The organism is Mesorhizobium subarcticum (assembly GCF_055456085.1).
The window spans coordinates 5,329,002-5,351,002 of the sequence record NZ_CM144237.1 but is presented as its reverse complement, the minus strand read 5'-3'; the positions used below and the strand labels follow the sequence as shown (position 1 = coordinate 5,351,002).

26 protein-coding genes are annotated in these 22,001 nt (G+C 62.2%); 7 read left to right on the top strand and 19 right to left on the bottom strand.

Annotated features, from left to right (window positions below):
* Positions 1-143 precede the first annotated feature (143 nt).
* From ACZYHG_RS26175 to ACZYHG_RS26130, 10 genes are all read right to left on the bottom strand, one after another.
* The gene (locus ACZYHG_RS26175; RefSeq protein ID WP_464611004.1) at positions 144-683 is read right to left on the bottom strand and encodes a DUF2213 domain-containing protein; all 540 of its coding nucleotides are present in this window, start codon (positions 681-683) and stop codon (positions 144-146) included.
* 3 nt (positions 684-686) lie between these two features.
* Positions 687-1,232 carry a hypothetical protein gene (locus ACZYHG_RS26170; RefSeq protein WP_464611003.1) on the bottom strand — a complete coding sequence of 182 codons (546 nt, stop codon included), beginning with the start codon at positions 1,230-1,232 and terminating at the stop codon, positions 687-689.
* Between the two features lie 150 nt (positions 1,233-1,382).
* On the bottom strand, positions 1,383-1,886 hold the full coding sequence (locus tag ACZYHG_RS26165) for a hypothetical protein (protein WP_464611002.1): 504 nt from the start codon (positions 1,884-1,886) through the stop codon (positions 1,383-1,385).
* Positions 1,887-1,945: 59 nt separating this feature from the next.
* Complete coding sequence (locus tag ACZYHG_RS26160; protein WP_464611001.1) at positions 1,946-2,224, bottom strand: helix-turn-helix domain-containing protein; 279 nt, start codon at positions 2,222-2,224, stop codon at positions 1,946-1,948.
* Between the two features lie 727 nt (positions 2,225-2,951).
* Positions 2,952-3,473 carry a hypothetical protein gene (locus ACZYHG_RS26155; protein ID WP_464611000.1) on the bottom strand — a complete coding sequence of 174 codons (522 nt, stop codon included), beginning with the start codon at positions 3,471-3,473 and terminating at the stop codon, positions 2,952-2,954.
* Positions 3,470-3,739, bottom strand: a complete 270-nt coding sequence (locus tag ACZYHG_RS26150; RefSeq protein WP_464610999.1) for a hypothetical protein — start codon at positions 3,737-3,739, stop codon at positions 3,470-3,472. The genes ACZYHG_RS26155 and ACZYHG_RS26150 overlap by 4 nt, the downstream gene beginning before the upstream one ends.
* Positions 3,736-3,939 (bottom strand): hypothetical protein, encoded by a 204-nt coding sequence (locus ACZYHG_RS26145; protein ID WP_464610998.1) that lies wholly within the window; start codon positions 3,937-3,939, stop codon positions 3,736-3,738. Before ACZYHG_RS26145 ends, ACZYHG_RS26150 begins: the two co-directional genes overlap by 4 nt.
* A complete protein-coding gene (locus ACZYHG_RS26140; RefSeq protein WP_464610997.1) occupies positions 3,926-4,180 on the bottom strand; it encodes a hypothetical protein in 255 nt (84 codons plus the stop codon). The genes ACZYHG_RS26145 and ACZYHG_RS26140 overlap by 14 nt, the downstream gene beginning before the upstream one ends.
* On the bottom strand, positions 4,177-4,398 hold the full coding sequence (locus tag ACZYHG_RS26135) for a hypothetical protein (protein WP_464610996.1): 222 nt from the start codon (positions 4,396-4,398) through the stop codon (positions 4,177-4,179). Before ACZYHG_RS26135 ends, ACZYHG_RS26140 begins: the two co-directional genes overlap by 4 nt.
* Before the next feature lie 315 nt (positions 4,399-4,713).
* Entirely contained in the window at positions 4,714-5,955 is a 1,242-nt protein-coding gene (locus tag ACZYHG_RS26130; protein WP_464610995.1) for a tyrosine-type recombinase/integrase, read from the bottom strand.
* A 237-nt stretch (positions 5,956-6,192) separates the two neighbouring features.
* On the opposite strand from ACZYHG_RS26130, the gene ACZYHG_RS26125 reads away from it, so the two are divergent.
* Positions 6,193-6,744 (top strand): hypothetical protein, encoded by a 552-nt coding sequence (locus ACZYHG_RS26125; RefSeq protein ID WP_464614793.1) that lies wholly within the window; start codon positions 6,193-6,195, stop codon positions 6,742-6,744.
* Positions 6,745-6,769: 25 nt separating this feature from the next.
* Positions 6,770-7,189, top strand: coding sequence for an MAPEG family protein (locus ACZYHG_RS26120; RefSeq protein WP_027028462.1), 420 nt, complete (start codon positions 6,770-6,772; stop codon positions 7,187-7,189).
* Positions 7,190-7,196: 7 nt separating this feature from the next.
* Here ACZYHG_RS26120 and ACZYHG_RS26115 read toward each other — a convergent pair whose 3' ends face one another.
* From ACZYHG_RS26115 to ACZYHG_RS26080, 8 genes are all read right to left on the bottom strand, one after another.
* A complete protein-coding gene (locus ACZYHG_RS26115; RefSeq protein ID WP_464610994.1) occupies positions 7,197-7,673 on the bottom strand; it encodes a hypothetical protein in 477 nt (158 codons plus the stop codon).
* The gene (locus ACZYHG_RS26110; RefSeq protein ID WP_464610993.1) at positions 7,670-8,230 is read right to left on the bottom strand and encodes an acyltransferase family protein; all 561 of its coding nucleotides are present in this window, start codon (positions 8,228-8,230) and stop codon (positions 7,670-7,672) included. The genes ACZYHG_RS26115 and ACZYHG_RS26110 overlap by 4 nt, the downstream gene beginning before the upstream one ends.
* Positions 8,231-8,243: 13 nt before the next feature.
* Entirely contained in the window at positions 8,244-9,395 is a 1,152-nt protein-coding gene (gene rnd / locus ACZYHG_RS26105; protein ID WP_464610992.1) for a ribonuclease D, read from the bottom strand.
* Between the two features lie 78 nt (positions 9,396-9,473).
* Positions 9,474-10,715: an MFS transporter gene (locus ACZYHG_RS26100; protein ID WP_464610991.1), complete on the bottom strand. Its 1,242-nt coding sequence runs from the start codon at positions 10,713-10,715 to the stop codon at positions 9,474-9,476.
* A gap of 104 nt (positions 10,716-10,819) precedes the next feature.
* Positions 10,820-11,827 (bottom strand): LacI family DNA-binding transcriptional regulator, encoded by a 1,008-nt coding sequence (locus ACZYHG_RS26095; protein ID WP_464614792.1) that lies wholly within the window; start codon positions 11,825-11,827, stop codon positions 10,820-10,822.
* Between the two features lie 153 nt (positions 11,828-11,980).
* Positions 11,981-12,994: an alcohol dehydrogenase catalytic domain-containing protein gene (locus ACZYHG_RS26090; protein WP_464610990.1), complete on the bottom strand. Its 1,014-nt coding sequence runs from the start codon at positions 12,992-12,994 to the stop codon at positions 11,981-11,983.
* Between the two features lie 31 nt (positions 12,995-13,025).
* Positions 13,026-13,796, bottom strand: coding sequence for an L-iditol 2-dehydrogenase (locus ACZYHG_RS26085; protein ID WP_464610989.1), 771 nt, complete (start codon positions 13,794-13,796; stop codon positions 13,026-13,028).
* Between the two features lie 211 nt (positions 13,797-14,007).
* On the bottom strand, positions 14,008-15,327 hold the full coding sequence (locus ACZYHG_RS26080) for an ABC transporter substrate-binding protein (RefSeq protein ID WP_464610988.1): 1,320 nt from the start codon (positions 15,325-15,327) through the stop codon (positions 14,008-14,010).
* 170 nt (positions 15,328-15,497) lie between these two features.
* Here ACZYHG_RS26080 and ACZYHG_RS26075 point away from each other — a divergent pair, with 170 nt between their 5' ends.
* From ACZYHG_RS26075 to ACZYHG_RS26065, 3 genes are read left to right on the top strand one after another with little or no spacing between them, the layout of a single operon-like run.
* Positions 15,498-15,626, top strand: a complete 129-nt coding sequence (locus ACZYHG_RS26075) for a hypothetical protein (RefSeq protein ID WP_464610987.1) — start codon at positions 15,498-15,500, stop codon at positions 15,624-15,626.
* Positions 15,623-16,603, top strand: coding sequence for a tagatose kinase (locus ACZYHG_RS26070; protein WP_464610986.1), 981 nt, complete (start codon positions 15,623-15,625; stop codon positions 16,601-16,603). Before ACZYHG_RS26075 ends, ACZYHG_RS26070 begins: the two co-directional genes overlap by 4 nt.
* The gene (locus ACZYHG_RS26065; protein WP_464614791.1) at positions 16,603-17,883 is read left to right on the top strand and encodes a D-tagatose-bisphosphate aldolase, class II, non-catalytic subunit; all 1,281 of its coding nucleotides are present in this window, start codon (positions 16,603-16,605) and stop codon (positions 17,881-17,883) included. Before ACZYHG_RS26070 ends, ACZYHG_RS26065 begins: the two co-directional genes overlap by 1 nt.
* A gap of 37 nt (positions 17,884-17,920) precedes the next feature.
* Here the strand turns inward: ACZYHG_RS26065 and ACZYHG_RS26060 are convergent, their stop codons facing one another.
* A complete protein-coding gene (locus tag ACZYHG_RS26060) occupies positions 17,921-19,150 on the bottom strand; it encodes an MFS transporter (RefSeq protein ID WP_464610985.1) in 1,230 nt (409 codons plus the stop codon).
* A 109-nt stretch (positions 19,151-19,259) separates the two neighbouring features.
* On the opposite strand from ACZYHG_RS26060, the gene ACZYHG_RS26055 reads away from it, so the two are divergent.
* Positions 19,260-20,018 (top strand): DeoR/GlpR family DNA-binding transcription regulator, encoded by a 759-nt coding sequence (locus ACZYHG_RS26055; RefSeq protein WP_464610984.1) that lies wholly within the window; start codon positions 19,260-19,262, stop codon positions 20,016-20,018.
* Positions 20,019-20,150: 132 nt separating this feature from the next.
* Positions 20,151-21,941: an aspartate--tRNA ligase gene (gene aspS / locus ACZYHG_RS26050; protein ID WP_464614790.1), complete on the top strand. Its 1,791-nt coding sequence runs from the start codon at positions 20,151-20,153 to the stop codon at positions 21,939-21,941.
* The last annotated feature ends 60 nt before the right edge of the window (positions 21,942-22,001 follow it).

Below are 22,001 nucleotides of genomic sequence, written 5' to 3'. Positions count from 1 at the left end.
CGGCCCCCCGAAAAAGGTCGCCCGCCAAAGTTGTGAGGAGATCATCGTCCTTTGGCGGGCTGGCGGGTGGCGACAGCAAGTCACCCGCCGGTCGGTCGCCGCGCTGCACACACGGCGACTCGATCTCGTTGTGGTTCGAAACGTCAGAGGCGAACATGGACATCGCCCCCGGACCTGCCTGTGGAAACGATCGCGACATGGTTCGCCACGATGTCGCGCATTCGGCCGTCGTAGGATTCTCCAGCGAGCGTGCCAGGCGTCATGTCGGCCCGGTACCGGTAGCTGCTCGAAAGCTCTTTCTGGCGGCCCGTTTCGATGAGCGCGATGGCAGCTCCGTCCCAGATGTTGAGGGGTGCCATGAGGTACGGCGCGACAAACTCGACGCCATCGCCGATCGAGCCGACGACGATATCGCGCGGGTGATCCGCGGCGCTGACAGGCACATGCTCAAGCAGCAAAGGCTTGCCGTTGAACGATGGTGCGGCTTTCGCCAGTTCGTCCGCATCGCGATAGAGCTTGTAGACCCGCTCGGGATCGAGGCCGAGCGCCTCGAAATCCGGGATCTCGCGGCCATAGTACGGGCAGACATTGGCCTTCGAGATCGGCGTCATCTTGACGCGCAGATGGCCGTCCTGGTCGAACGCGCGCACGCTGTTGCGGTCCATGGCCAAGATGGCGTTCATAGATTACGCCCCCCAGGGGAGCGGCGCGGAGGCGTCGCGTTTCAAGGCTTCAAAGGCCTGCACCCATTGATCATCCACCTCCGGCCTCGCCTCATCGAACAGGTCACCGTTCGCGGCGTTCATAACTCGATGGCTAGCCGGGGTCGGGAGCCCTGGAAAACATTCGCTATGCAAAAAATAGAGCTGCGCGCGAGCCTCGATCCACTGGCGATAGGCCTGCAGCGCTGCTTCGATCGTAGGCTCGATCAATGGGCGGATGACCTCGGCTGCGGCGGCCTGGAGCCGCTCGGCCGCGCGTTGTGTCGCTTGCCCCGGACTATGGTGAGCGGCCACGGAGGTGACAGCCGATCTGGCGGCATCGAGCACGTCCCGCGCCTGGTCTTCGCGACGCCGTGCCGCTGCCAGTGTTCCATCGGACGTCGCCGCGGCGCCATTCTTGGCGGCGGCGATCATTTCCTGAGTGAGGGCCTCACGGGCTCGTGCGACGCCGGCGACGGCGGCGGCAAGGTCGCTTTCGGCGGCGCGCACCATGTCCTTGGCACGGGCCAATGCCGCATCTTCGGCAGCCTGGATAGACTCAGCCTTCGCAGCCTCATCGATTGCTGCGGCAAGTCGTTGGCGCGCATCAGGTTGGCCGGCTGGATTCGGCTCGGCTATGGCAAGGGTGACCCTGGGAGATTTTGCGCTGAGCATGATTGCTTAAACCGTCCGCACCGCAGCTGCCCCAGGAAACATCGCGTAGAAACTTGCGGCGCCTTCCGCGGAGGCCCTTGGCGCAGGCCGATTGTCGCGCGGATAAGGATCCTGCTGGACCCGCGAGGCATACTGACCAATGTCCGATCGCATGAACGCATCCATAGCGGGTGCCGGGCGCTTCTCGTCGGGAAGGTCGCTGACGTTGTCTTCGGCCTCGGCGCCTTCGCCGCATAATGTCCGCTTCAGCGCCAGCCATTCGACATCGCTCAGCTCGCGTGCGAGTGCGACGAGGACGGCTCGATCCGTCGCCGGGAGGTCATCTTCGGGACTTGCATCGAATGCACCGCCCGGACCGAACTCGCTAATGGGAACGCCCTTTCGGAGGCGGGCGATGTGCGCCGGCTTCGATGATCCTGGACGCGCGCTGTCGGACGCGCCCTGGGGGTTCGGACGGATGAAGCGAGCGAAATTTCTCAGTTCGCGGTCGCTCAGCATTCGGAAAGTCATGGTGTTTCTCTCTTGGTCGGAGTGGTGAGGGAGGCCGGCGATCGCCGCCGCGCCTTTGCTTAGGCCGCTCGCGCCTCAGGCAGGCACCGCGTGAGCAGAGTTCGCAGCTGCTGCCGATCCTCGGCACTGATCCGGCCTCGTCGGATCGCTGTGGGCAGGATCGCCGCCAAGGCGATGTCGTGGCCGATTTCGGAGGCGTATTCCTTCAGCTCCGGCGTGGCCGCGAGGAAGGCATAGAGCGTCGGTCTCGATACTTGCAGCTCGCGGGCCGCGTCCGCCTTGCTGCCGCCGCATCGATCGAAGGCCGCCTTCACTGCGTCAACCGTAAGCTTGCTCATCTGGACTCAGCCTCGCTTTCAGGCAAGATGAGAAACAGATTTACACGAGATGACAAGCGAATATTTTCGCTTATCCCGGAATTTGTCAAAGATGCACAAAGTATATGTAACCAAATTGGTGGCATACTTCGAAGTGTAACCGAATTGGTTAAAGCCGATCATCCTGAACAATCCGAACACTCACGGGCGCGCGGGCGCGCGAGCACCGGAGTGCTGGTCTTGCTTCGCTGAGGCGTGCTCTTTGCAAAACCGTTGGTAGGCGGCGGCGACGCGCGCCTTCTGCTCTGGCGTTCGCGATGCGACTCGATCTTCGAAGCCATCGCGCTGACGCTGCACGGCTCGCTCTTGGGCTTGGCGGATGAATTGTGCCTGGTTCATGAGTTCTCTTCCTCCATGAGCGGGCTGCAAGTGCTGACTGTATGCTGATACGATTCGTGTTCGTCGAAAAAATGCAAGCAAAAACGGATGTTTATGCACAGGACACGCGAAATGCAGTGTTATCTGCAGCTCGCGCGTCTCCCTCCAGAGCCACTTTTTCCAATCGCTTCCGGGTCTTTGCGCGGCTCCTGCTGCACCTTGGCCGACTTGCCCCCGCAAGGTCTCGGTCTGGGTATTGGTTTTGGTCTTGGTCTTGGTGTGTAATCACCGTGTGCACACGGTGTAAAACTACCGGAAAGATGGTGTGCGCACGGTCTCGACACGGTCTCGACACGGTGTCCTCACAGTCTCACTGGCCAACACCTTTGACGATCGGCGAAGCCATTAGCCGCGCTGTTCTGCCGATCATTTGTGCGACACTCTGAGATTTGCCGGCTGCCTTGGCTGCCTTCTCCATCGCTTTTAGCGCCTCCCGTTCGATGCGAGCGGCGTTCACCTCATCGAAGGCCATTACAGCCTTCTCGCGCAGGCGGTCGCTTTCGATCGCGACGAGCCGGCGACGCGTTCCGGTTGCATGATCGTCGTTGGCTGGCGGGTTGTGCCGAAACCATCGTTCGATCAGCACCACGTCGTGATCACAGTCGATCAGTCCCGCTGCGACGAGGTTGCGGATGACAGTTTGATACGCGGGCAGCGTCCAGCTGAGATCAGCGCAAGCATAGCCAGGCGGCAGCTCGTAAACGCCAGCGCTGGAGACGTGCGCATTGGTCAACAGATAGAGGTATCCCACCTTTTCTTCATCGGACAATCCTATGAAGCGGCGAGATCGCCAAACGGCCGGCGAGACCTTGGTGAAAGTGCGCTCGCTCATTCGGCGCCTCCCGTCTTGTAGCGGATTACGGCCGGCCCCCAGACCTCCTTCATCGCCTCCGCATCGCAGACGGCCAGCTCCTCGCATTCCCACACGCGGGCGAACATCTCGTTTCCAGCGTCATCCATCATCTCGACGAGAAACCAGCCGGCCGGATCGAAAAGGCGCTCGATCACGATCTCATAGACGCCTCGGATGATCCCGGTTTCGCAGCGGGCGAAGAAGGCCGCAACAGTGGGATCGACGAACATTTCTGAGAGCTTCATTGCGCCCTCCCAACGACGTGTTCGGCGATGGCGCGTGCCAGAGCCCACGAGACATTAAACCGAAGGTGCAGGCGCCGTGCTTGCAGCCCGCCGGCATTGCCTATATCGTCGGTGCTGTCGATTTTGCCGGGAAGCAATTCGATATTCTGAAGACCCGTCGCCTTGCCCGCGGCGGGTTTTCGCGTTTCACGAGGCTGCATCGACGCCTCCTGTCCGAATGGCATTGGCCAATCTGACGGCCGCGCGATGATGGCTTTCGCGTATCGCCTCGCAGACCTCGATCGCGGTCAGGCCGAACATCGCTTTGAGCGCTGGCACCAATGGTCGCGGCCGTTCGGCTGGCGGAACGGCGCTTAGGAAGGCGGCCGCCTCGTCGATTGCTGCGCTGCTCTCGTGGTCGAGGCCGGTTGTTCCGCCCGTGGGCATGTCGAGCGCGATCATTTGCGCGCTCCGCTTCCGCGCGTCGGGTTCGGATGATGAAGGCGCTTCAACAGCCATTCGCGTGCCGTCGGCATGTGGATGATGATCTGCCGGCCGCGCTTGGCGAAGGGGAGGCCGTCGGTCCTTGACCGCATCTGGGCGACCTGGCGCTTCGTCAGGCCGTTTGCCTTGGCAAATTCGTCCTCGGTCGGCCATTCCTGGAAAATGTTGTAGTCCATGGCAAGCTCCTTTTCAGGCGCCCGCCGGAGCTCTCTCATGTGGGTTCAAAGCCGTCGGGCGCAGATCCTTCTGCGTTCCCGAGCCTCACACTGCATTCGGGCGCGCGCTTGCGCGTGCAAGCGCCCGAAAGTGCAATCAAAATCCGCATTGGACCGGTTAAGGCGCGTGTTATCCAGGCAGGTCCTCATGGGGAGGCTCCCGGGCAGGCGTGCGGCGGTTCGCTTTGATTGCCGAAATATCGGTGATAATTGATTCAAATACGTGAAAGAAACAAGGGGCATTCGTAGTTATTCACATGCGCGGGCGGAGCGCTTTCAGGCCCGCCGCTCCGGCAGTGGCAGGATCTCGGCGCCGTCGTTCACACTTGCGGCCTCGATCAGGTCGGCCGCGCGCGTCATCGCGGCGCGAAGCGGATCATCGGCGAGGTGCGCGTACCGCATGGTCGTTTTGTGGTCGCTGTGTCCCAGCGCTGCACCGATCATGGGCAAGGAAAAGCCGCCTCCGATCAGTGTGCTGGCGAAGCTGTGGCGAAGGTCGTGCACGCGAAGGCTCTTGATCTTCGCCGCCTTCAGCGCAGCGCCCCAGGCCGCCCTGATGTCGTTACGAAAGCCTTCCTTCGCGCGGCCTGGAAATACCCATTCCGAAGCCGGATCCTGTTGCTCCTGGATCGCCGACAGCACTTCCAGAACGGGAGCTGTGATCGGCAGATGGTGGTCCTTTTTCTGCTTTGTGGTGCTCGCCGGCTTGGTCCAGACTCCTCTCCGGAAGTCGAGTTGCTCCCAGCGCATCCGGCATGTTTCGCCGACGCGGGCGCCGGTCAGCAGCAACACCCGCATGATCGCTGCAGCCTGCCTGTCTTCGAGCGCATCGATCGCCCGGGCCAGGCTTTTCGTCTCTGCTGGGCTCAGATAGCGATCTCTTCCGGACAGGCTGTGTTTCTCGATCCCCGCGGCCGGGTTGTCGCCGGTGCGCCAGCGGCGATCGGGATGAGCGGCATAGCTAAAAAGCGTCGAAATGAGCGTGACAGTCTGGTTGGCCTGATGGCGCCAGCCGAGGCCCGTCAACTTCTTGAAAAGCTTTACGACGTCGGCCTGTGCGACTTCATCGATGCGCTTCTTGCCGAGCGCTGGCCGGACGTGATTCTTCATCGCGAGTCGGTAAAACTTTCGGCTTGCCGGCCGTAGCGCTGGCAAATGGTTGGCCTCGAAATCGTCGCACAGATCGTCGACGATCTTGTTGCGCTTCTTATCTTCATCAGCCTGGTGGCGTGCCACCTCAATCTCGCCCAAGGGATCACCGCCGAGGTCGACGACCTTCCGCAACCGCTTCGCCTCGAGCCGCGCCGCACTGACCTTCCAATCGCCGACGGCGCCAATAGTAAATCGCCGCTCTTTACCCGTGCCGCGTACGCGATAGTTGAAGACAAAACTGCGAGAGCCAGCCGAAGTGATGCGAACGCCGAATCCAGGGGTGTCGCCGTCCCAAACAAGGCGCTGCCCCTTTCCGGGACTCGGTAATTTCGCTATCTCTCTATCGGAACCGAGCGGTTTTGCCATTGCCTGCACTCTCCTATTCGAGCCGTGTCAGCGGTGTGTCAGCACAGGAAACGGTAGGTTGTAGCTTGTCAAAGGTAAATAGTAGAAACCATCGGCAGGGCTGCGGCACACATGAAAACAACGGTTTATAAGGATGGTGGCTCAAATCCCTTGCCGGACAAGGCTTTGATCGTGGCCGATTCCGCGAAAGCCCGAACTATCCCGGCGGAGCCTGAACAATACGGGCTCGGGCGTAGCCTGACCGCGACGATCCTGCGGCTGTCGCGTCATGCGGCGGCACTTTGTTTCCTGTCGGCGGCGGTTTTCATCGCCATGACGCTGCTGGAATTCTTCTATTTCCGCCAGTTGAGCGGCGGCTTGCCGTCGCTCGACATGCGCTATTTCGGCTTCACGCCCGACGAAGGCATGGCCTGGCTGACGGCGCTCGGCCGGCGCGGCAGTGAGATCATCCTGGTCTGGCATTATTTGACCTTCGACCTCTTGTTCCCGGCTTTGTTGTCGCTGACGCTGGTCAGCCTGATCCTGGCCACCGGCCGGCGCCTGAAGAATTTTCGGGTGCTGCCGGGGCAGGTGCAGTCGATCTTCGCGCTGGTGTTGGTGCTACCCTATACGATCGCCGACTATGCCCAGAACATCGCCGTGGCGCGGTTTCTGTCGGATTTCCTCTACGCCAATCCGGATTCGCTGTCGTTCGCCTCGGCGCTGATCGTCACCAAATTCGCGCTGTTCGCCATACCGGTCATCGTCATCGCGCTTTTCGCCTTGGTGGGCCAGAAACGCCAGGCTTGATGCCAAACAGGGCAGGGGGAATCCTATGAACCAGACCAGTATTTTCTGGCCGATGTTGGCGCATGTGCTGCTGATCTACATCGTCTACTGTGTTCTGGGCCGTCGCCGATACGGTGCGGTCAAGTCAGGCGAGGCCAAGGTCGGCCAGTACAAGGTGCGGTCGACCGAGCCGGCGTCCAGCGCCACGGTCGCAGCCAATCTCGTCAACCAGTTCGAACTGCCGGTGCTGTTCTATGTGCTGTGCCTGACGCTGCACGTCACCAATGGCGTCAACTATCTGACCCTGGCGCTGATGTGGATCTTTGTCGCCTCGCGCTATGTCCACGCCTGGGTCCACCTGACCAGCAACAATCTGCTGCTGCGCAACCGCTCTTTCGTCGTCGGCGCGGTGGTTATCCTGCTCGGCTGGATCTGGTTCGCGCTGCACCTGCTTGGCGCCGTCTGAGATAGGTTCACGCGGGGGTTGCGGTCCTCGACATCAAACGTGCCGCATAGATTTCGATCCTCCGTCGAAATCTATGCTCGACCGCCCATGCGACGAACGCAGCAACGGCCACCACGATGCAGAACGCTATGCCGATCCGGAGATACGGGGAGCCGATCCAAGGAGCCAGCCATCGTATCACCGCGACACCGACATTCTGGTGCAGAAGGTACAGGGGATAGCTGATCAAGCCGATGTAACTCACGCCTCGCCAGATCTTGATATCGCGCAACTGGACCCCAATGACACCAAGAATTGAAAGCGCCATGACCCACGCACTGAATGCTGAGCCGCCCCACAGCTTGATGACGGCCACGAGGCACCCGGCCATCACGACCATCTGTACAGCCCGGGTCGACCGCCTCGCCGCGATGCCCATCAAAAAGAACAGGCTGTAGGGGAAGAAAAAATACGGCGTGGCGATGCCCTTGAAGGGATAGATCAAGGCCTGATGGTCTCTCCACAATCCTGAAAACTGTGCAATTGCGCCCAGAACGGTAAAGCCGGTGAAAAGGGCGAGGACGCGATTTGGCCAGAGATAGAAGATGAGGCCGAACACAAAGTAGAATTTTGCTTCCTCGAGCAGCGACCAGTAGGCGCCGTCGACAAGCGGCGTTGGAACAAAAAGGCTACCCAGCTTGCGTTTTTCAGGCCATCGAGCGCTGAAACCTCTCTGCCTGGAAGACCCAAGGCCGCAACCACGACAAGTGTGATTGCGATACAGGCGATAAGCGCCGGCTCTAGCCGCGTAAATCTCCGCAGCCAGAACATCCACACGGTTCCAGCCCGCTCTGCTGTCATCGCGATGCAGTAGCCGCTGATAATGAAAAAGAGGAAGACACCAACCACCCCTTGCCACGGCAGCTCCATCTGGTGATCGAACCGGATGTAGTCGGGAGGAAAGCGCGACGTATAGTGGAAGATCAGAACCAGCATCACGGCGATTGCACGCAAGGCGTCAATCGCCTCGTATCGCCGGTTCTCGTCCTGATCCGAACCCATCGGCCAGAAGCCCCTACAGATCGAACACCGCTATCTTGCGTTTGTCGAACTTGATGCCGATCTCGCCGCGCACCAGTTTCAGCGCCTGTTCGCCGAACACGGCGCGCCGCCAGCCTTGCAGAGCCGGCACATCGGCCTCCTCGCCCTCGGCCGCGATGCGGTCGATGTCGTCGCTGGAGGCCAGCACCTTCGAGGCCACGCCCTGTTTTTCGGCGACGATCCGCAGCAGCACTTTCAACAGTTCCGCCGCGGCACTTGAGCCTTCCGGCGGCTGAAAATTCTTCGGCAGTTTCGGCATCTGCTCCTTGGGCAAGGCCAGCGCCGTATTGACCGCGCCAAGCAAGGCCGTCGCCGTCGAGGAACGCTCCCAGCCTTTTGGCGTGGTACGCAATTTGCCAAGGGCCGCCGCATCGCGCGGCGCCTGTTGCGCCACTTCGTAGATCGCGTCGTCCTTGAGCACGCGGCCGCGCGGCACGTCGCGCTCGCGCGCCTCGCGCTCGCGCCATGCCGCCACGGTCTGCACGATCGCCAGTTCCTGCGGCTTGCGCAACCGCATCTTCAGCCGCTTCCAGGCGTCTTCGGGATGTGGATCGTAGGTCTCGCGCGATGTCAGGACATCCATTTCCTCATTCAGCCAGTGGGCGCGGTTTTCCCGCTCCAGCTCGGCGCTGAGGTGCTGATAAACCTCGATCAGATGGGTGACGTCGGCCAACGCATAGTCGAGCTGCTTGTCGGAGAGCGGCCGGTGGCGCCAGTCGGTGAAGCGCGACGACTTGTCGAGCCGCGCCCCGGTGATGCGCTGCACGAGCTGGTCGTAGGAAACACTGTCGCCGAAACCGCAGACCATCGCTGCGACCTGAGTGTCGAAAACAGGGTGCGGAACGAGATCGCCGAGATGGACGATGATTTCGATGTCTTGCCGGGCGGCATGAAAGACTTTGACCACCGCCTCGTTGGCCATCAGCCTGAAGAAGGGCGCCAGGTCGATGTCTGGCGACAGGGGGTCGATAAGGGCGGTCACCCCAGGTGCGGCCATCTGGATCAGGCACAGGATCGGCCAGAAGGTCGTTTCGCGGATGAATTCGGTGTCGACGGTGACGAAATCCGACTTTTCGAAAGCGGCGAGAACGGTCTCGAGTTCTTTCTGGGTGGTGATGACGTGCATCAAATCGCTTTTGGCAGGAGTAAGGTCTTCCTAGATTTCAGCCGGCGGCGCTTTCGTCAAGCTTTGGCGGCTCCATCATCAGCTTCCTGGGCTATCGGAATCACCATTCCGCCTGGCCAGCCGCGCAAAAACGGTCGAGGTGCGCAACAGCGCGGTGAATCGGCTTCGCTTGCCAGCCGGCACACCGGACCGGGCTTGCATGCGGTATAGGATGACGGCGATGAAGACCGCATAGACCATGGCGCTGAACGCGAACAGCGCGCTCGGCCCGAAATACTGCATCGCGGTGGAGGCGGCGAAAGGGCCGCCAATGGCGCCGAAGGAATAGAACAGCATCAGTGCCGCGTTGATCAGCACGAACTCGCCGGTGTCGGCGCGGTCGTTTGAATGCGCCGCCGACAAGGAATAGAGCGGCATGGCGAAACAGCCGAAGATGAAGATGATGATGAAGTTGAGCAGTGGATTGCTGCCGGCGATGAACACCAGCGCCAATGCTGAAAGCATCGCGCAGCAGGTTGTGATCAACAGCACCCGGCGCCGGTCCCAGCGGTCGGAGAGATAGCCGAGCGGATACTGGATGATGGCGCCGCCAAAGATGCCGACGCTGACGAAGGTGACGACATCGGCGACCGACATGCCGATCTGCTCGGCATAGACCGGCGACAGCGTGCGGAATGCGCTGTTGGTAACGCCGACGGCAATGCAGCCGAAACAGCCGAGCGGCGAGATGCGCCAGACGCGCGCCAGGTCGAGCTTGACCTCCTCCGGCGGCGTCGGGTTGGAGCGGTCGCCGAGCGAAACCGGCACCAGCGACAGTGTGATCATGATCGACATAATGGCGAAGATGGTGAAGCCGCCGGCGCCGAAGACCGGGATCAGGAACTGGGCTGATGTCACCGAGCCGGTGTCGACCATCCGGTAGATCGCCAGCACGCGGGCGCGATCGTGATTGCTGACACCGGAATTCAGCCAGCTCTCCACGATCGTGAACAGCCCGGCGAAGCAGAAGCCGCCGGCAAAGCGCACCGCGCACCACATGACGGGATCAAGAACCAACACCAGCAGCAGCGTGCCGACCGAAGCGATCGCGGCCAACGCCGAAAATGCCCTGATATGGCCGACCGCCTTCATGATGCGGGTGATGGCCAGGCAGCCGAACAGGAAGCCGGCGAAATAGAAAGTGCCCATCAGGCCGATGTCGGAAGGGGAAAACCCTTCCTGTGCACCACGCAGCGCGATCAGCGTGCCCTGCAGGCCGTTACCGCCGAGCAGGATGCCTGCGGCGAGAAGGAGCGGGATCAGCGGGCGGATGGAGGACATGAAGAAGCAATCACGTATCGGTGATACCTTCTTGAACCATCGCCCGGGTCAATGCCAGCGCAATTCCGAAGCAATATCGATACCATCGGTCACGTCGAGCATGCTCAGGCCGAGCTTCGCAGCATGAGTTCGGCGTTGAGCAGGATGCGCCCGCTGCCTGGCTTGGTCGCGGAGTCTTCGTCCAGCCTCTCCAGCAGAAGTTCGATGGCCAGGCGGCCGATCTCATTGTAGTTCTGCGCAACGGTGGTGATCGGCGGGCAGGCGTAGCGCGACAGCGGATGGTCGTCGTGTCCGGCGACCCGCATGTCGCAGTCCGAGCCGTGGCCCACCTTCAGGCCCAGCTGATAGGCGGCCGCGATGACGCCGAAGGCGACACGGTCATTGGCGCAAAGCACTGTCTTGGTGGCAAAGCCCTGCGCCTTCAGGATGCGAAGCGCTTCGTCATAACCGAACTTCTCGAAATCCCATGACCGCGCATCGGTGACGGGCACGATTTCAGGCGTCATCTTGAACTGGTGCATGGCCTCGACATAGGCGTCCTGTCTGGCCGAGGCGTTGTTGTTGACCAAGGGCATGGCGAAGTAGCAGGGCGGCTCGCCGGACCGGCAGAGATAGTCGACGATCAGCCTGAAACTCTGCCTGTTGTCGGTGCCGACGAACGAGGAGGTCTCGTCAAGCGGCAAGTCGACATAGATCAGCGGGATGCTTGATCCGAGTTCCGCGAGAATCCGGTGGTGGGACTGCACGCCGAGCGGCGCGATGATGGCGCCGGCAATGTTCATCGATCTGAATGTCTGGATCGCCTGGTCTTCCATTTCGGCATGTCCGTCGGAAGACAGTACAAATGCCAGGAACCCGGCTTCGTTGGCGATCGTTTCGATGCGGCGCGTCAGCGCCATGTAGAACGGATCCGTCGAATTCGGAATGATGACGCCGAGGATGTTGCTGCGGCGGCGGTTGAGATTGACGGCGAACATGCTCGGCCGGAAGCCGGACTTCTTTTGCGCGGCCTCGATCACGTTTCGGGTGTTTTTCCGCACCGAGCCGGGGTCGTTGAAATATTTGGAAACGGTGGTGCGAGATAGGCCGACAAAGGCTGAGAAGTCCTCCATCGTCCTTATCGTCTTTGCCATCCGTGGGCTCCTTGTTCGAACTGCCGTCGCCACTGTCTACTTGAGTCACCTTTTCGCGGAAAGGAGGAGGAATGGGCTTTCCAGGTGCAGGGGGCTGCTTGTGGCCCACGGGCGCGGCTGTACTTTTTGAAATTATGGCTCCGCTGAAAACTGTACTTTCATTGTCGCAGGATCGCCGCTGCCTTTGGCAAAGAACGGCAGCAGTTCGGAAAGCGGCAGCCGGTGGCTGACAAGCCGCGCCATCGTGCCGTCGTCGCGTTTGAGGATGTCGAGCGCCTGGGGGATGTTGCGGTTCAGAGAATGTGACCCCGCCAGTCTGATCTGCCGGCGGAAAATCTCGAACGGGGCGACCGAGATCCTGGCATCGGGCGCGCAGACGCCGAAGACCAGTGCCGTGCCGCCATCGGCGGTGAAGCCGATCATGCCTTCGACCACCTTGGCGACACCGGTGGCATCGGCGACGAAATCGAAGCCGCGCGCCCTGGCGGCGAGTTCCTGCGATCCCGATACCAGCGGTTCGAGCCCGAGCGTCTGCGCGAAGGCGAGCCGCTGCTCGCTGATGTCGGCAACGGCCACGTTTCCCACGCCCTTGGCTTTGAGCGACAGCGCCAAAAGCAGGCCGATCGGCCCGGCGCCGAAGACCAGCGCGGTGCCGGGAATGCTTTTGCCGGCCTCGATGCCGGCGCTACCCAGACCGTTGAGCACGCAGGCGAGCGGCTCGGCAAGGGCCGCCGTGGCGAAGCCGAGGTCGCCGATACCGTGCAGATGATCGACCGCAACCAGGCTGAACTCGGCGAAGCCGCCATTCTCGGTCACGCCATAGGCTTTCAGCGAGGCGCACAGATTGGTCAGGCCTTTCCGGCAGGCGGGACAATGCCCGCAGGGGATGTTGGGATCGATGGCGACCCGGTCGCCGGGCTTCACCGCCAAGACATCGTCGGCGACCGCCTCGACAGTGCCGGCATATTCATGACCGGGAACCAGCGGAAACGCGCCCACGCCGTAGCGGCCATGCAGCACCTCGATATCGGTGTGGCAAAGCCCGGCCGCGCGTACCCGCACCAGCGCGTGCCCGGCTTTGATGCCGGGCATTTCGAGGTCCGCCATGCCGGCGACGCCGGCTGCGGCAAATCGGATGGCCTTCATGTCAGTCTCTCTCAATCTTGGGCTGCGAGCCTCAGCTCATCCAGTTGCCGCCATCGACATTGTAGGTCTGCGCCAGGATATAGTTGCTGTCGGACGAGGCCAGGAAGACGGCAAGCCCGGCAATGTCCTCTGGCTGGGCGAAACGGCCGATCGGGACGGACTTCGCCACCGCAGCCTTCTTCTCTCCCGGTTTCAAGCCCTCCCAGCGGGCAAAGTGGGCATCGACGACGTCCCAGTGCTCGCCATCGACGACGCCGGGTGCGATGGCATTGACGTTGATGCCGTGCTTGACCAGCGCAAGTGCCGCCGACTGCGTTGCCGAGATGATCGCCGCCTTGGAGGCGCAGTAAAGCGTTACCAGCGCCTCGCCGCGGCGGCCGGCCTGGCTTGCCATATTGATGATCTTGCCGCCGCGACCGCGCGCGATCATCACATTGGCGACCGCCTTCATCATGAACAGCGGCGCTTTGAGATTGATTTCAAACACCCGGTCATAACTGGCTTCGGTGATGTCGGTGATCGGTGCCATGTCGAAGATGGCCGCGTTGTTGACCAGGATGTCGATGCCGCCGAAGTCGCGATCGACCTCGGCGACGACCCTGTCGATCGCATCGAGGTCGGTGACGTCGAGCTTGACGGCGCTGACCGCCGGACCGATCGCGGCGGCGGCCCGCGTGGCGCGCTCGATGTCGATGTCGGCAATCACCACCTTGGCGCCTTCGCGCACAAAGGCTTGCGCGAAACCGAGGCCAATGCCGCGTGCACCGCCTGTTATGAGGGCAATCTTGTTCGTCAGCTTCATTTCAAATTTTCCCGAGTTTTCAAAAAGATGTGCGGCCGGCGCGGGGCCAGGGGAGGCACGATCCTGGAGCAGCCGCACTTTGATGAAAGCACGGAACCGCTCTGGCGGATCCGTGCGTCCTCCGAGCCTGCTGCAATGGGAGGTTTTTCAGGCCCGGATCACCAGGAGGCTGCATTTCCGCCTCTTGGCTCAGTATCGGGCTTGAGTTTCACTATTTGATGTAGCCTGCCTCCGTCATCGTCTTCTCCACCGAGGACTGGGCGCCATTGAGCGCATCATCCACCGACTGCTGGCCGGTCACCGCGGCGGCAATCGCCTGACCGACCTCGGTTCCGATGCCCTGGAATTCGGGGATGGCGACGAACTGGATGCCGGTATAGGGAACCGGATCCTTGGTCTGTTTGGTTGGATCGGCGGATTCGATCGCTGAAAGCACAGTGGCGGCGAAAGGTGCGGCCTTCTGGTAGTCGGGGCTGGCATAGGTGGACTTGCGGGTTCCCGGAGGTGCCGCGACCCAGCCTTCGGTCTCGCCGACACGCTGGACATAGGGTTTCGAGGTTGCCCACTTGACGAAGGATTTCGCCACATCGGCCTTCTTGGTCGAGGTCGGGATGGCGAGGCTCCATGCCCAGCCCCAGGCCGAACCGGCCGGCGTGACCGCCACCGGCGCCTTGGCGAAGGCGACCTTGTCGGCGACCTTGCTTTGCTTCGGGTCATAGACGCGACCCGCTGCGGACGTGGCATCGATCCACATGGCACAATGGCCGGAGGCGAACAGAGTTTGGTTCTCGTTGAAGCCGTTGGAGCTTATTCCCGGCGGTCCATCCTTCTTCATCGTGTCGACATACCAGCCGATCGCCTTCTTCCACGCGTCGGAATTGATCTGCGGCTTCCAGTCCATGTCGAACCAGCGGCCGCCGAACGTGTTCACCAACGTGCCGACAAAGGCCATGTTCTCGCCCCAGCCCGGCTTGCCGCGCAGGCACAGGCCATATTGCTCCTTCGACTTGTCAGTGAGCTTGTCGGCGAATTCCGTGATCTGATCATAGGTCGGCTGTTCCGGCATCTTCAGGCCGGCGGCGTCGAACAGATCCTTGCGGTAGAGCGTGAACGAGCTTTCGGCGTAGAAGGGCACGGCGTAGAGCTTGCCGTCGACCGTCAGGCCACTGCGTACCGGCGCGATCAGGTCGTCATAGTCGTAATCGCCGCCGAGATCGTTGAGCGAGGTCAGCCATCCGGCCTTGCCCCAGATCGGTGTTTCATAGCCGCCGATTGTCATCACGTCGAACTGGCCGCCCTTGGTGGCGATGTCGGTGGTGACCCGCTCGCGCAGGACGTTTTCCTCAAGCACCACCCAGTTGACCTTGTTGCCGGTCGCCTTCTCCCATTCCGGCGACAGCTTCTGCATGATGATCATGTCGCCATTGTTGACCGTCGCGACCGTGATCTCCTCGGACATGGCGGCACCTGCCATCAGCGCTGAAGCAGCGACCGACAGGGCGGCAATTCCAATAAACTTACCTCTCAGCATTTCGTCTCCTCCTTTACGAATGCGCATGTGCAAGTGAACATGCGTTCATATTGCGCTACAGGAAAGCCAAGTCAAGCGCATCATGGGTTGATTCTGGCGCGATGCGCCCGCTCTCCATAGGATGTTCGCCATTCAAGGCAATCAGAAACGTCGTATGAGCAGAGGAGTAAATGAACATGCGTACAGTTTTTGTTGACTTCGGCTTTGCCGCGATTTACCTCGGCTGCGGACAGGCGCTATCGTGCAGTGGGCGCGCCGTGATCGGCGTGTGGCTGGGGGAGAAGGAATTGCAGGAATGAACCGCCGAAGGGAGATCGCCTCCCAATTTACAGGGCCGACGATCGTCGCCGGCGAAATCCTGGTCGAGATTATGGCGACGGAGCGCGGTCTCGGCTTCCTCGAGCCGCTGACGCTGATGGGTCCTTATCCGAGCGGGGCGCCAGCCATCTTCATCGACCAGGTCGCAAGGCTCGGCGGCGGCGCCGGCCTCATCGGCTGCGTTGGCCGCGACGATTTTGGAACTATCAACCTGGAAAGGCTCCGGCGCGACGGCGTCGATGTCTCGGCCGTTGATGTCAGCGACCGCTACCCCACGGGAAGCGCGTTCGTGCGCTACAGGCCGGACGGCGGCAGGGACTTCGTCTACAACATCGCCGAATCCGCCGCAGGGCAGATCCACCTTACCGCCGAGGCGCGCCAGCTGTCGGACAAGGCAGGCCATCTCCATGTCATGGGGTCGACCCTGTCCGTATCTGGGCTGAAGGAGATCGTCGCCTATGCCGTGAAGGCCGTGCGTACCCGGGGCGGCTCGACCTCCTTCGATCCAAATGTGCGCAAGGAGCTGATCGACGGCGCCGACGGCGCGCAGTTTTCCGCGCTGGTCGACGATGCGGATCTGCTGCTGCCTTCCGGCGACGAGCTACTGGCCACGGCGGGCGTTGACGACGAACGCCAGGCGGTGACAGCGCTGATCGCAAGAGGTGTCGGCGAGATTGTGCTGAAGCGCGGCGCTGCCGGTTCTACCCGTTTCGGCGCCGACGGCAGCAGGATCGACTGTGCCGGCTTCCTGGTCGAGGAAGTCGACCCCACCGGAGCCGGCGACTGTTTCGGCGCGACCTACCTGACCTGCCGGCGCAAGGGGATGGAGCCTGCCAAGGCGCTGTTTTATGCCAATGCCGCCGGCGCCCGCAACGTCACGCGGCGTGGCCCCATGGAGGGCCTTGCCGGCTTCGACGTGCTTGACGATTTCATTGCCGGGACACAGCGAGCAACATGATGGCCAATCCGCTCGCAACGCTCGCCACCGCGCGCAGAAACGGATCGCCCTACGGCATCACCTCGGTCTGCTCGGCTCATCCGACGGTGATCCAGACGGCGATCAGGCGTGCCGTCGCCGACAAGGAAGCCATCTTGCTGATCGAGGCGACCTGCAATCAGGTCAACCAGTTCGGTGGCTATACCGGGATGACCCCGGACCTGTTCGTCGCCTTCGTGCTGGAGATCGCCAGCAAGGAAGGTATCGACCCCCAGCGCATTATCTTTGGCGGCGACCATCTCGGGCCCAACCCGTGGCGCGCCGAGCCGGCCGCGCAAGCGATGAGCAAGGCCGAAGCCATGGTCACGGCCTATGTCTGGGCCGGCTTCAGCAAGATCCATCTCGATGCGTCGATGGGCTGCGCCGGCGAGCCGGCGGCTCTCGATGACGAGACCATCGCGACCCGGGCGGTGCGACTGGCCAAGGCGGCTGAAAAGGCAGCGCCCGCGCGCGGTGGCGCATTGCCGGTCTACATCATCGGCACCGAGGTTCCAGCACCTGGCGGCGTCGATCATGCGATCAGCGAACTCAAGCCCACCGAGGCGGCGGCGGCCCGCCGCACCATCGAGGTGCATCGCGAGATCTTTGCCCGCGAAGGCCTGGCGGAAGCATTTGGCCGCGTCATCGCCGTGGTCGTGCAGCCCGGCGTCGAATTCGGCAGCCAGAATGTCGTTGCCTACAGGCCGGAGGCGTCGAAGGCATTGACCGGACTGCTCGATGAAGAGCCGTCGCTCGTCTATGAGGCGCACTCCACCGACTACCAGAGTCGCGCGGCGCTGACCGCGCTTGTCGGCAATGGCTTTCCGATCCTTAAAGTAGGCCCGGGCCTGACATTCGCCTTGCGCGAGGCGCTTTACGGGCTCGACCTGATCGCGTCTGAAATGGTTGCCGACTATGGCGACAGGTCGCTTGCCCGCACGATGGAGCGCGTGATGTTGGCAGCGCCCGGCCATTGGCACAGCCACTATCATGGCAGTGAAACGGGCCGCTATCTGCAGCGGCATTATAGCTACAGCGACCGCATTCGCTACTACTGGAACAACCCCACCGCGGCTGTTGCCGTCGGCCGTCTGCGCGAGGTTCTCACCGGCGTCAGCATTCCTGAAACGCTGATGCGGCAGTTCCTGCCGATGGTGCCGGCCGGGCTCGGACCCGCGGGAAGTCCAGAGGCCATTCTTCACGACGCGATTGGCCAGGTGCTTGCCGACTACGACGCGGCTTGCCGTGGGAACACCGCCTGAGCCCGTCCCCGTCGCTTGATGAGGAGACGCCCTTTTTTCACTCTGCGGCCCGCGCCAGTATCTTGTCCGGCGCTGGTTCGAGCGATTCGTCAGTTGGCGCCACAGGTTTGTCGGCGGTCGGCCGCCTGCCAAGCGATCCTGCGGTCAGCAAGCTGAGGACAATGAACGGGATGCCGATGCCAAAGGCCGAGCGGATGCCCCAATGGTCTGAGACGAAGCCGAGCAGTGGCGGGCCGAGCAGGAAGGCGACGAAGGAGATCTGCGACAGCGCCGCGACATTGATCGACGCAGGCCGATCCGTCCGCTGGGCCGCGGCCGAGATTGCCAGCGGGAAGAGGGCGCTGGTGCCGATTCCCAGAAGGGCAAAGCCCAGCATGGAAACGAACGGCATGGGCGAGAAGAAGACAAGCAGGACGCCGACCGCCATCAGCACCAGCAGCGCCCGCGCCACGCCGCTCGGCGAATGGCGGTCGACGAGACTATCGGCGAAGAAGCGCGTGGTTGCCTGGGAGAAGGCAAACAGCGCCACGGTGAAGCCGGCGACGAAGGGGCCGGAGTCGAACACCGTGCGCATATAGATGGCCGACCAGTCGATGCTGGCGCCTTCCATCAGCATGGCGGCGAGCGTCACCGCGACGAGGACAAGGATGGGCAGTGTCGGTCGTGCCAGCATGGGTGCCTTCTCGCCAGCGCCGGCGAAGCGGCTCGGTGCCGGCTGATAGCCGCCGAGGAACAGGGCCATCGAGAGCGCGACGATCGGCACGATCAGCGCCAGATGCAGTTGCGGCGATACTCCGAGATGCCCAAGCGCGGCGCCAAACAGGCCGGCGCCGAAAAAGCCCATGCTCCAGAACGAATGTGCACGGTTCATGATACGGCGCTTGACCAGGAATTCGGTCCGGTCGGCCTCGACATTGAGCATGATCTCGACGCTGCCGATCATCAGGCCGACTGGAAACAGCATCAGGAACAGCGCCAGCGGTCCCGGCGCATGCACGGCGATGGCATAGGCGAGCGCCAGCAGCGGGACCAGAACGAGCAACGCACGGCGGAAGCCGACGCGCTCGAGCAGCGGCGTTGCCAGCGTCAGCGCCGTCAAGGTGCCGATCGGCGTTCCGATCAGGCTGAGGCCGAGCGTGCCGTCCCCTATGCCCATGGCGTGTTTGATATCGGGCAGCCGCGGAAAGATGTTGCCCATGGCGAAGGAATAGATCGCGAATCCGGCATAGACGCGGTGTTGAGGGGCAAGGTTGAGGCCAAAGCTCATCGCGTTGCTTTCAAGGGAGAGAGGCGGGGCTTTAGGCAGCCCGATCAGCGACTTCTTGCATAAACGTGCAAAACATGCAAGAACGTGTACAAAGAAATAGGATCAGGCAATGCTCACCGATCAACGCCACCAGCTTATCCGCGACCGTCTTGCGGCGGAGGGAAGTGTGCTGGCCGGCGAACTGGCGAGCCATTTCGGCGTTTCGGAAGACACGGTGCGCCGCGACCTCAGGGAACTGGCAAAGGCCGGACAATGCCGCCGCGTCTATGGCGGCGCGGTTGCATCAGCGCCTTTCGCGACCATGCCGGTCAGCCTGCGCGCCAGCCATGCGGTCGAAGAGAAGACGCGGCTGGCCCGCGCGACCGTGGCATTGCTCGCGCGCGGACAGACTTTGTTCATCGACAGCGGCACGACCAACGCCGCAATCGTCAGGGCTATCCCGCGCGACCTCGATCTGACCGTCGCCACCAATTCACTCGAAATTGCCTCCGTGTTGTCCGACTATGCCCTGATCGAGCTGATTGTGCTGGGCGGCAGGTTCGACCGCCACCTCGGCGCTTGCGTCGGCTCCGACACGCTTGCCGCCGTCGCGCAGCTTGGCGCGGACCTGTTTATCCTGGGCTCGTGCGGTCTCGAGACATCGCGGGGCGTGACGGCTTTCGATTCGGCGGAGGCCGAGGTGAAACGGGCGATGGCCAAGAACAGCGCCGGCATCGTCATCGCCGTCACCAACGACAAGCTGGCCACCGCAGCCCCGTATCGCGTCGCCGGGGCCGAAACGATCCGCCATCTGGTGGTCGAGAAGACCGCACCGCCTGCGATCCTTGCCGATTTCGAACGCCAGGGCGCCGAAATCCATTTCGCCTGAAGGCTTAGCGGCATGCCGGGCGTGCCCGCTTGCCTTGACAAATCCGGCCTCCCATGCGCTTTTCGCGCAAATTTTGGGCCGGGCTTTGATGCTTTGGCCCGCAACCCAGCACCCCGGACTTTAGCAATGACCATGCACCGTTACCGCAGCCATACCTGTGCCCAGTTGAGAAAGAGCGATGTCGGCTCTTCCGTTCGCTTGTCGGGTTGGGTGCATCGCGTGCGCGATCATGGCGGCCTGCTGTTCATCGACCTGCGCGACAATTATGGCCTGACCCAGATCGTCGCCGATCCGGATTCGCCGGCCTTCAAGGTTGCCGAGACCGTGCGTGGCGAGTGGGTCGTCCGTGTCGACGGCGAGGTCAAGGCGCGTTTGCCCGAGACCAAGAACGCCAACCTGCCGACCGGTGAGATCGAGATATTCGCCCGCGAGATCGAAGTGCTGTCGGCGGCAAAGGAGTTGCCGTTGCCGGTATTCGGCGAGCCGGACTATCCCGAGGATATCCGGCTGAAATACCGTTTCCTCGACCTGCGCCGCGAGACGCTGCACAAGAACATCATTGCGCGGACAAAGATCATCGCCGAAATGCGCAGGCGCATGGGCGAGGTCGGCTTCACGGAATTCTCGACGCCGATCCTGACCGCGTCGTCGCCCGAAGGTGCGCGCGACTTCCTGGTGCCGTCGCGCATCCATCCCGGCACTTTCTACGCGCTGCCGCAGGCGCCGCAGCAGTACAAGCAGCTGATCATGGTTTCGGGCTTCGACCGCTATTTCCAGATCGCGCCTTGTTTCCGCGACGAGGACCCGCGCGCCGACCGTCTGCCGGGCGAATTCTACCAGCTCGACCTCGAAATGAGCTTTGTCGAGCAGGACGACGTGCTGTCGACCATGGAACCGGTGATGCGGGGCGTCTTCGAGACCTTCGCCAACGGCAAGCCGGTGACGCAGAAATTCCAGCGCATTCCCCATGATGTCGCCATGCGCAAATACGGCTCCGACAAGCCCGACCTGCGCAACCCGATCGAGATGCAGGCCGTCTCCGATCATTTTCGCGATTCCGGCTTCAAGGTGTTCGCCAACATCCTGGCCAACGACCCGAAGGCCGAAGTGTGGGGCATTCCGGCCAAGACCGGCGGCAGCCGTGCCTTCTGCGACCGCATGAACTCCTGGGCGCAAGGCGAGGGCCAGCCGGGGCTGGGCTATATCTTCTGGCGCAAGGAGGGCGACAAGCTCGAAGGCGCCGGCCCGCTCGCCAAGAACATCGGCGAGGAGCGCACCGAGGCGATCCGGCAGCAGCTCGGCCTTGCCGACGGCGACGCCGCCTTTTTTGTCGCTGGCGATCCGAAGAAATTCGTCTCCTTCGCAGGTGCCGCGCGCACGCGTGCCGGCGAGGAATTGAACCTCGTCGACCGCGAGCGCTTCGAACTGTGTTGGATCGTCGACTTCCCGTTCTTCGAATGGAACGAGGAGGAGAAGAAGATCGATTTCGCCCACAACCCGTTTTCGATGCCGCAGGGTGGCATCGATGCGCTGAACGGTGAGGACCTGCTCGGCATCAAGGCGTTCCAGTACGACATGGTCTGCAACGGCTTCGAGATCGCCTCGGGCGGCATCCGCAACCATCTGCCTGAAACCATGGTCAAGGCGTTCGAGACGGTCGGGCTGGATCGCGCCACGGTCGAGGAGCGCTTTGGTGGCCTCTATCGCGCCTTCCAGTATGGCGCGCCGCCGCATGGTGGCATGGCGGCCGGCGTCGACCGCGTTGTCATGTTGCTGGTTGGCGCCAAGAACCTGCGCGAGATCACCATGTTCCCGATGAACCAGCAGGCCTATGATTTGCTGATGAACGCACCTTCAGAAGCTTCGCCGCAGCAGCTTCGCGAACTGGCGCTGCGTGTCGCGCCGACCAAGAAGGACGCCTGATCGGGAGCTTCGGACGGCACTTCTGGCAACCGTCCGAACCGATTCTTTCGATTCGATAAT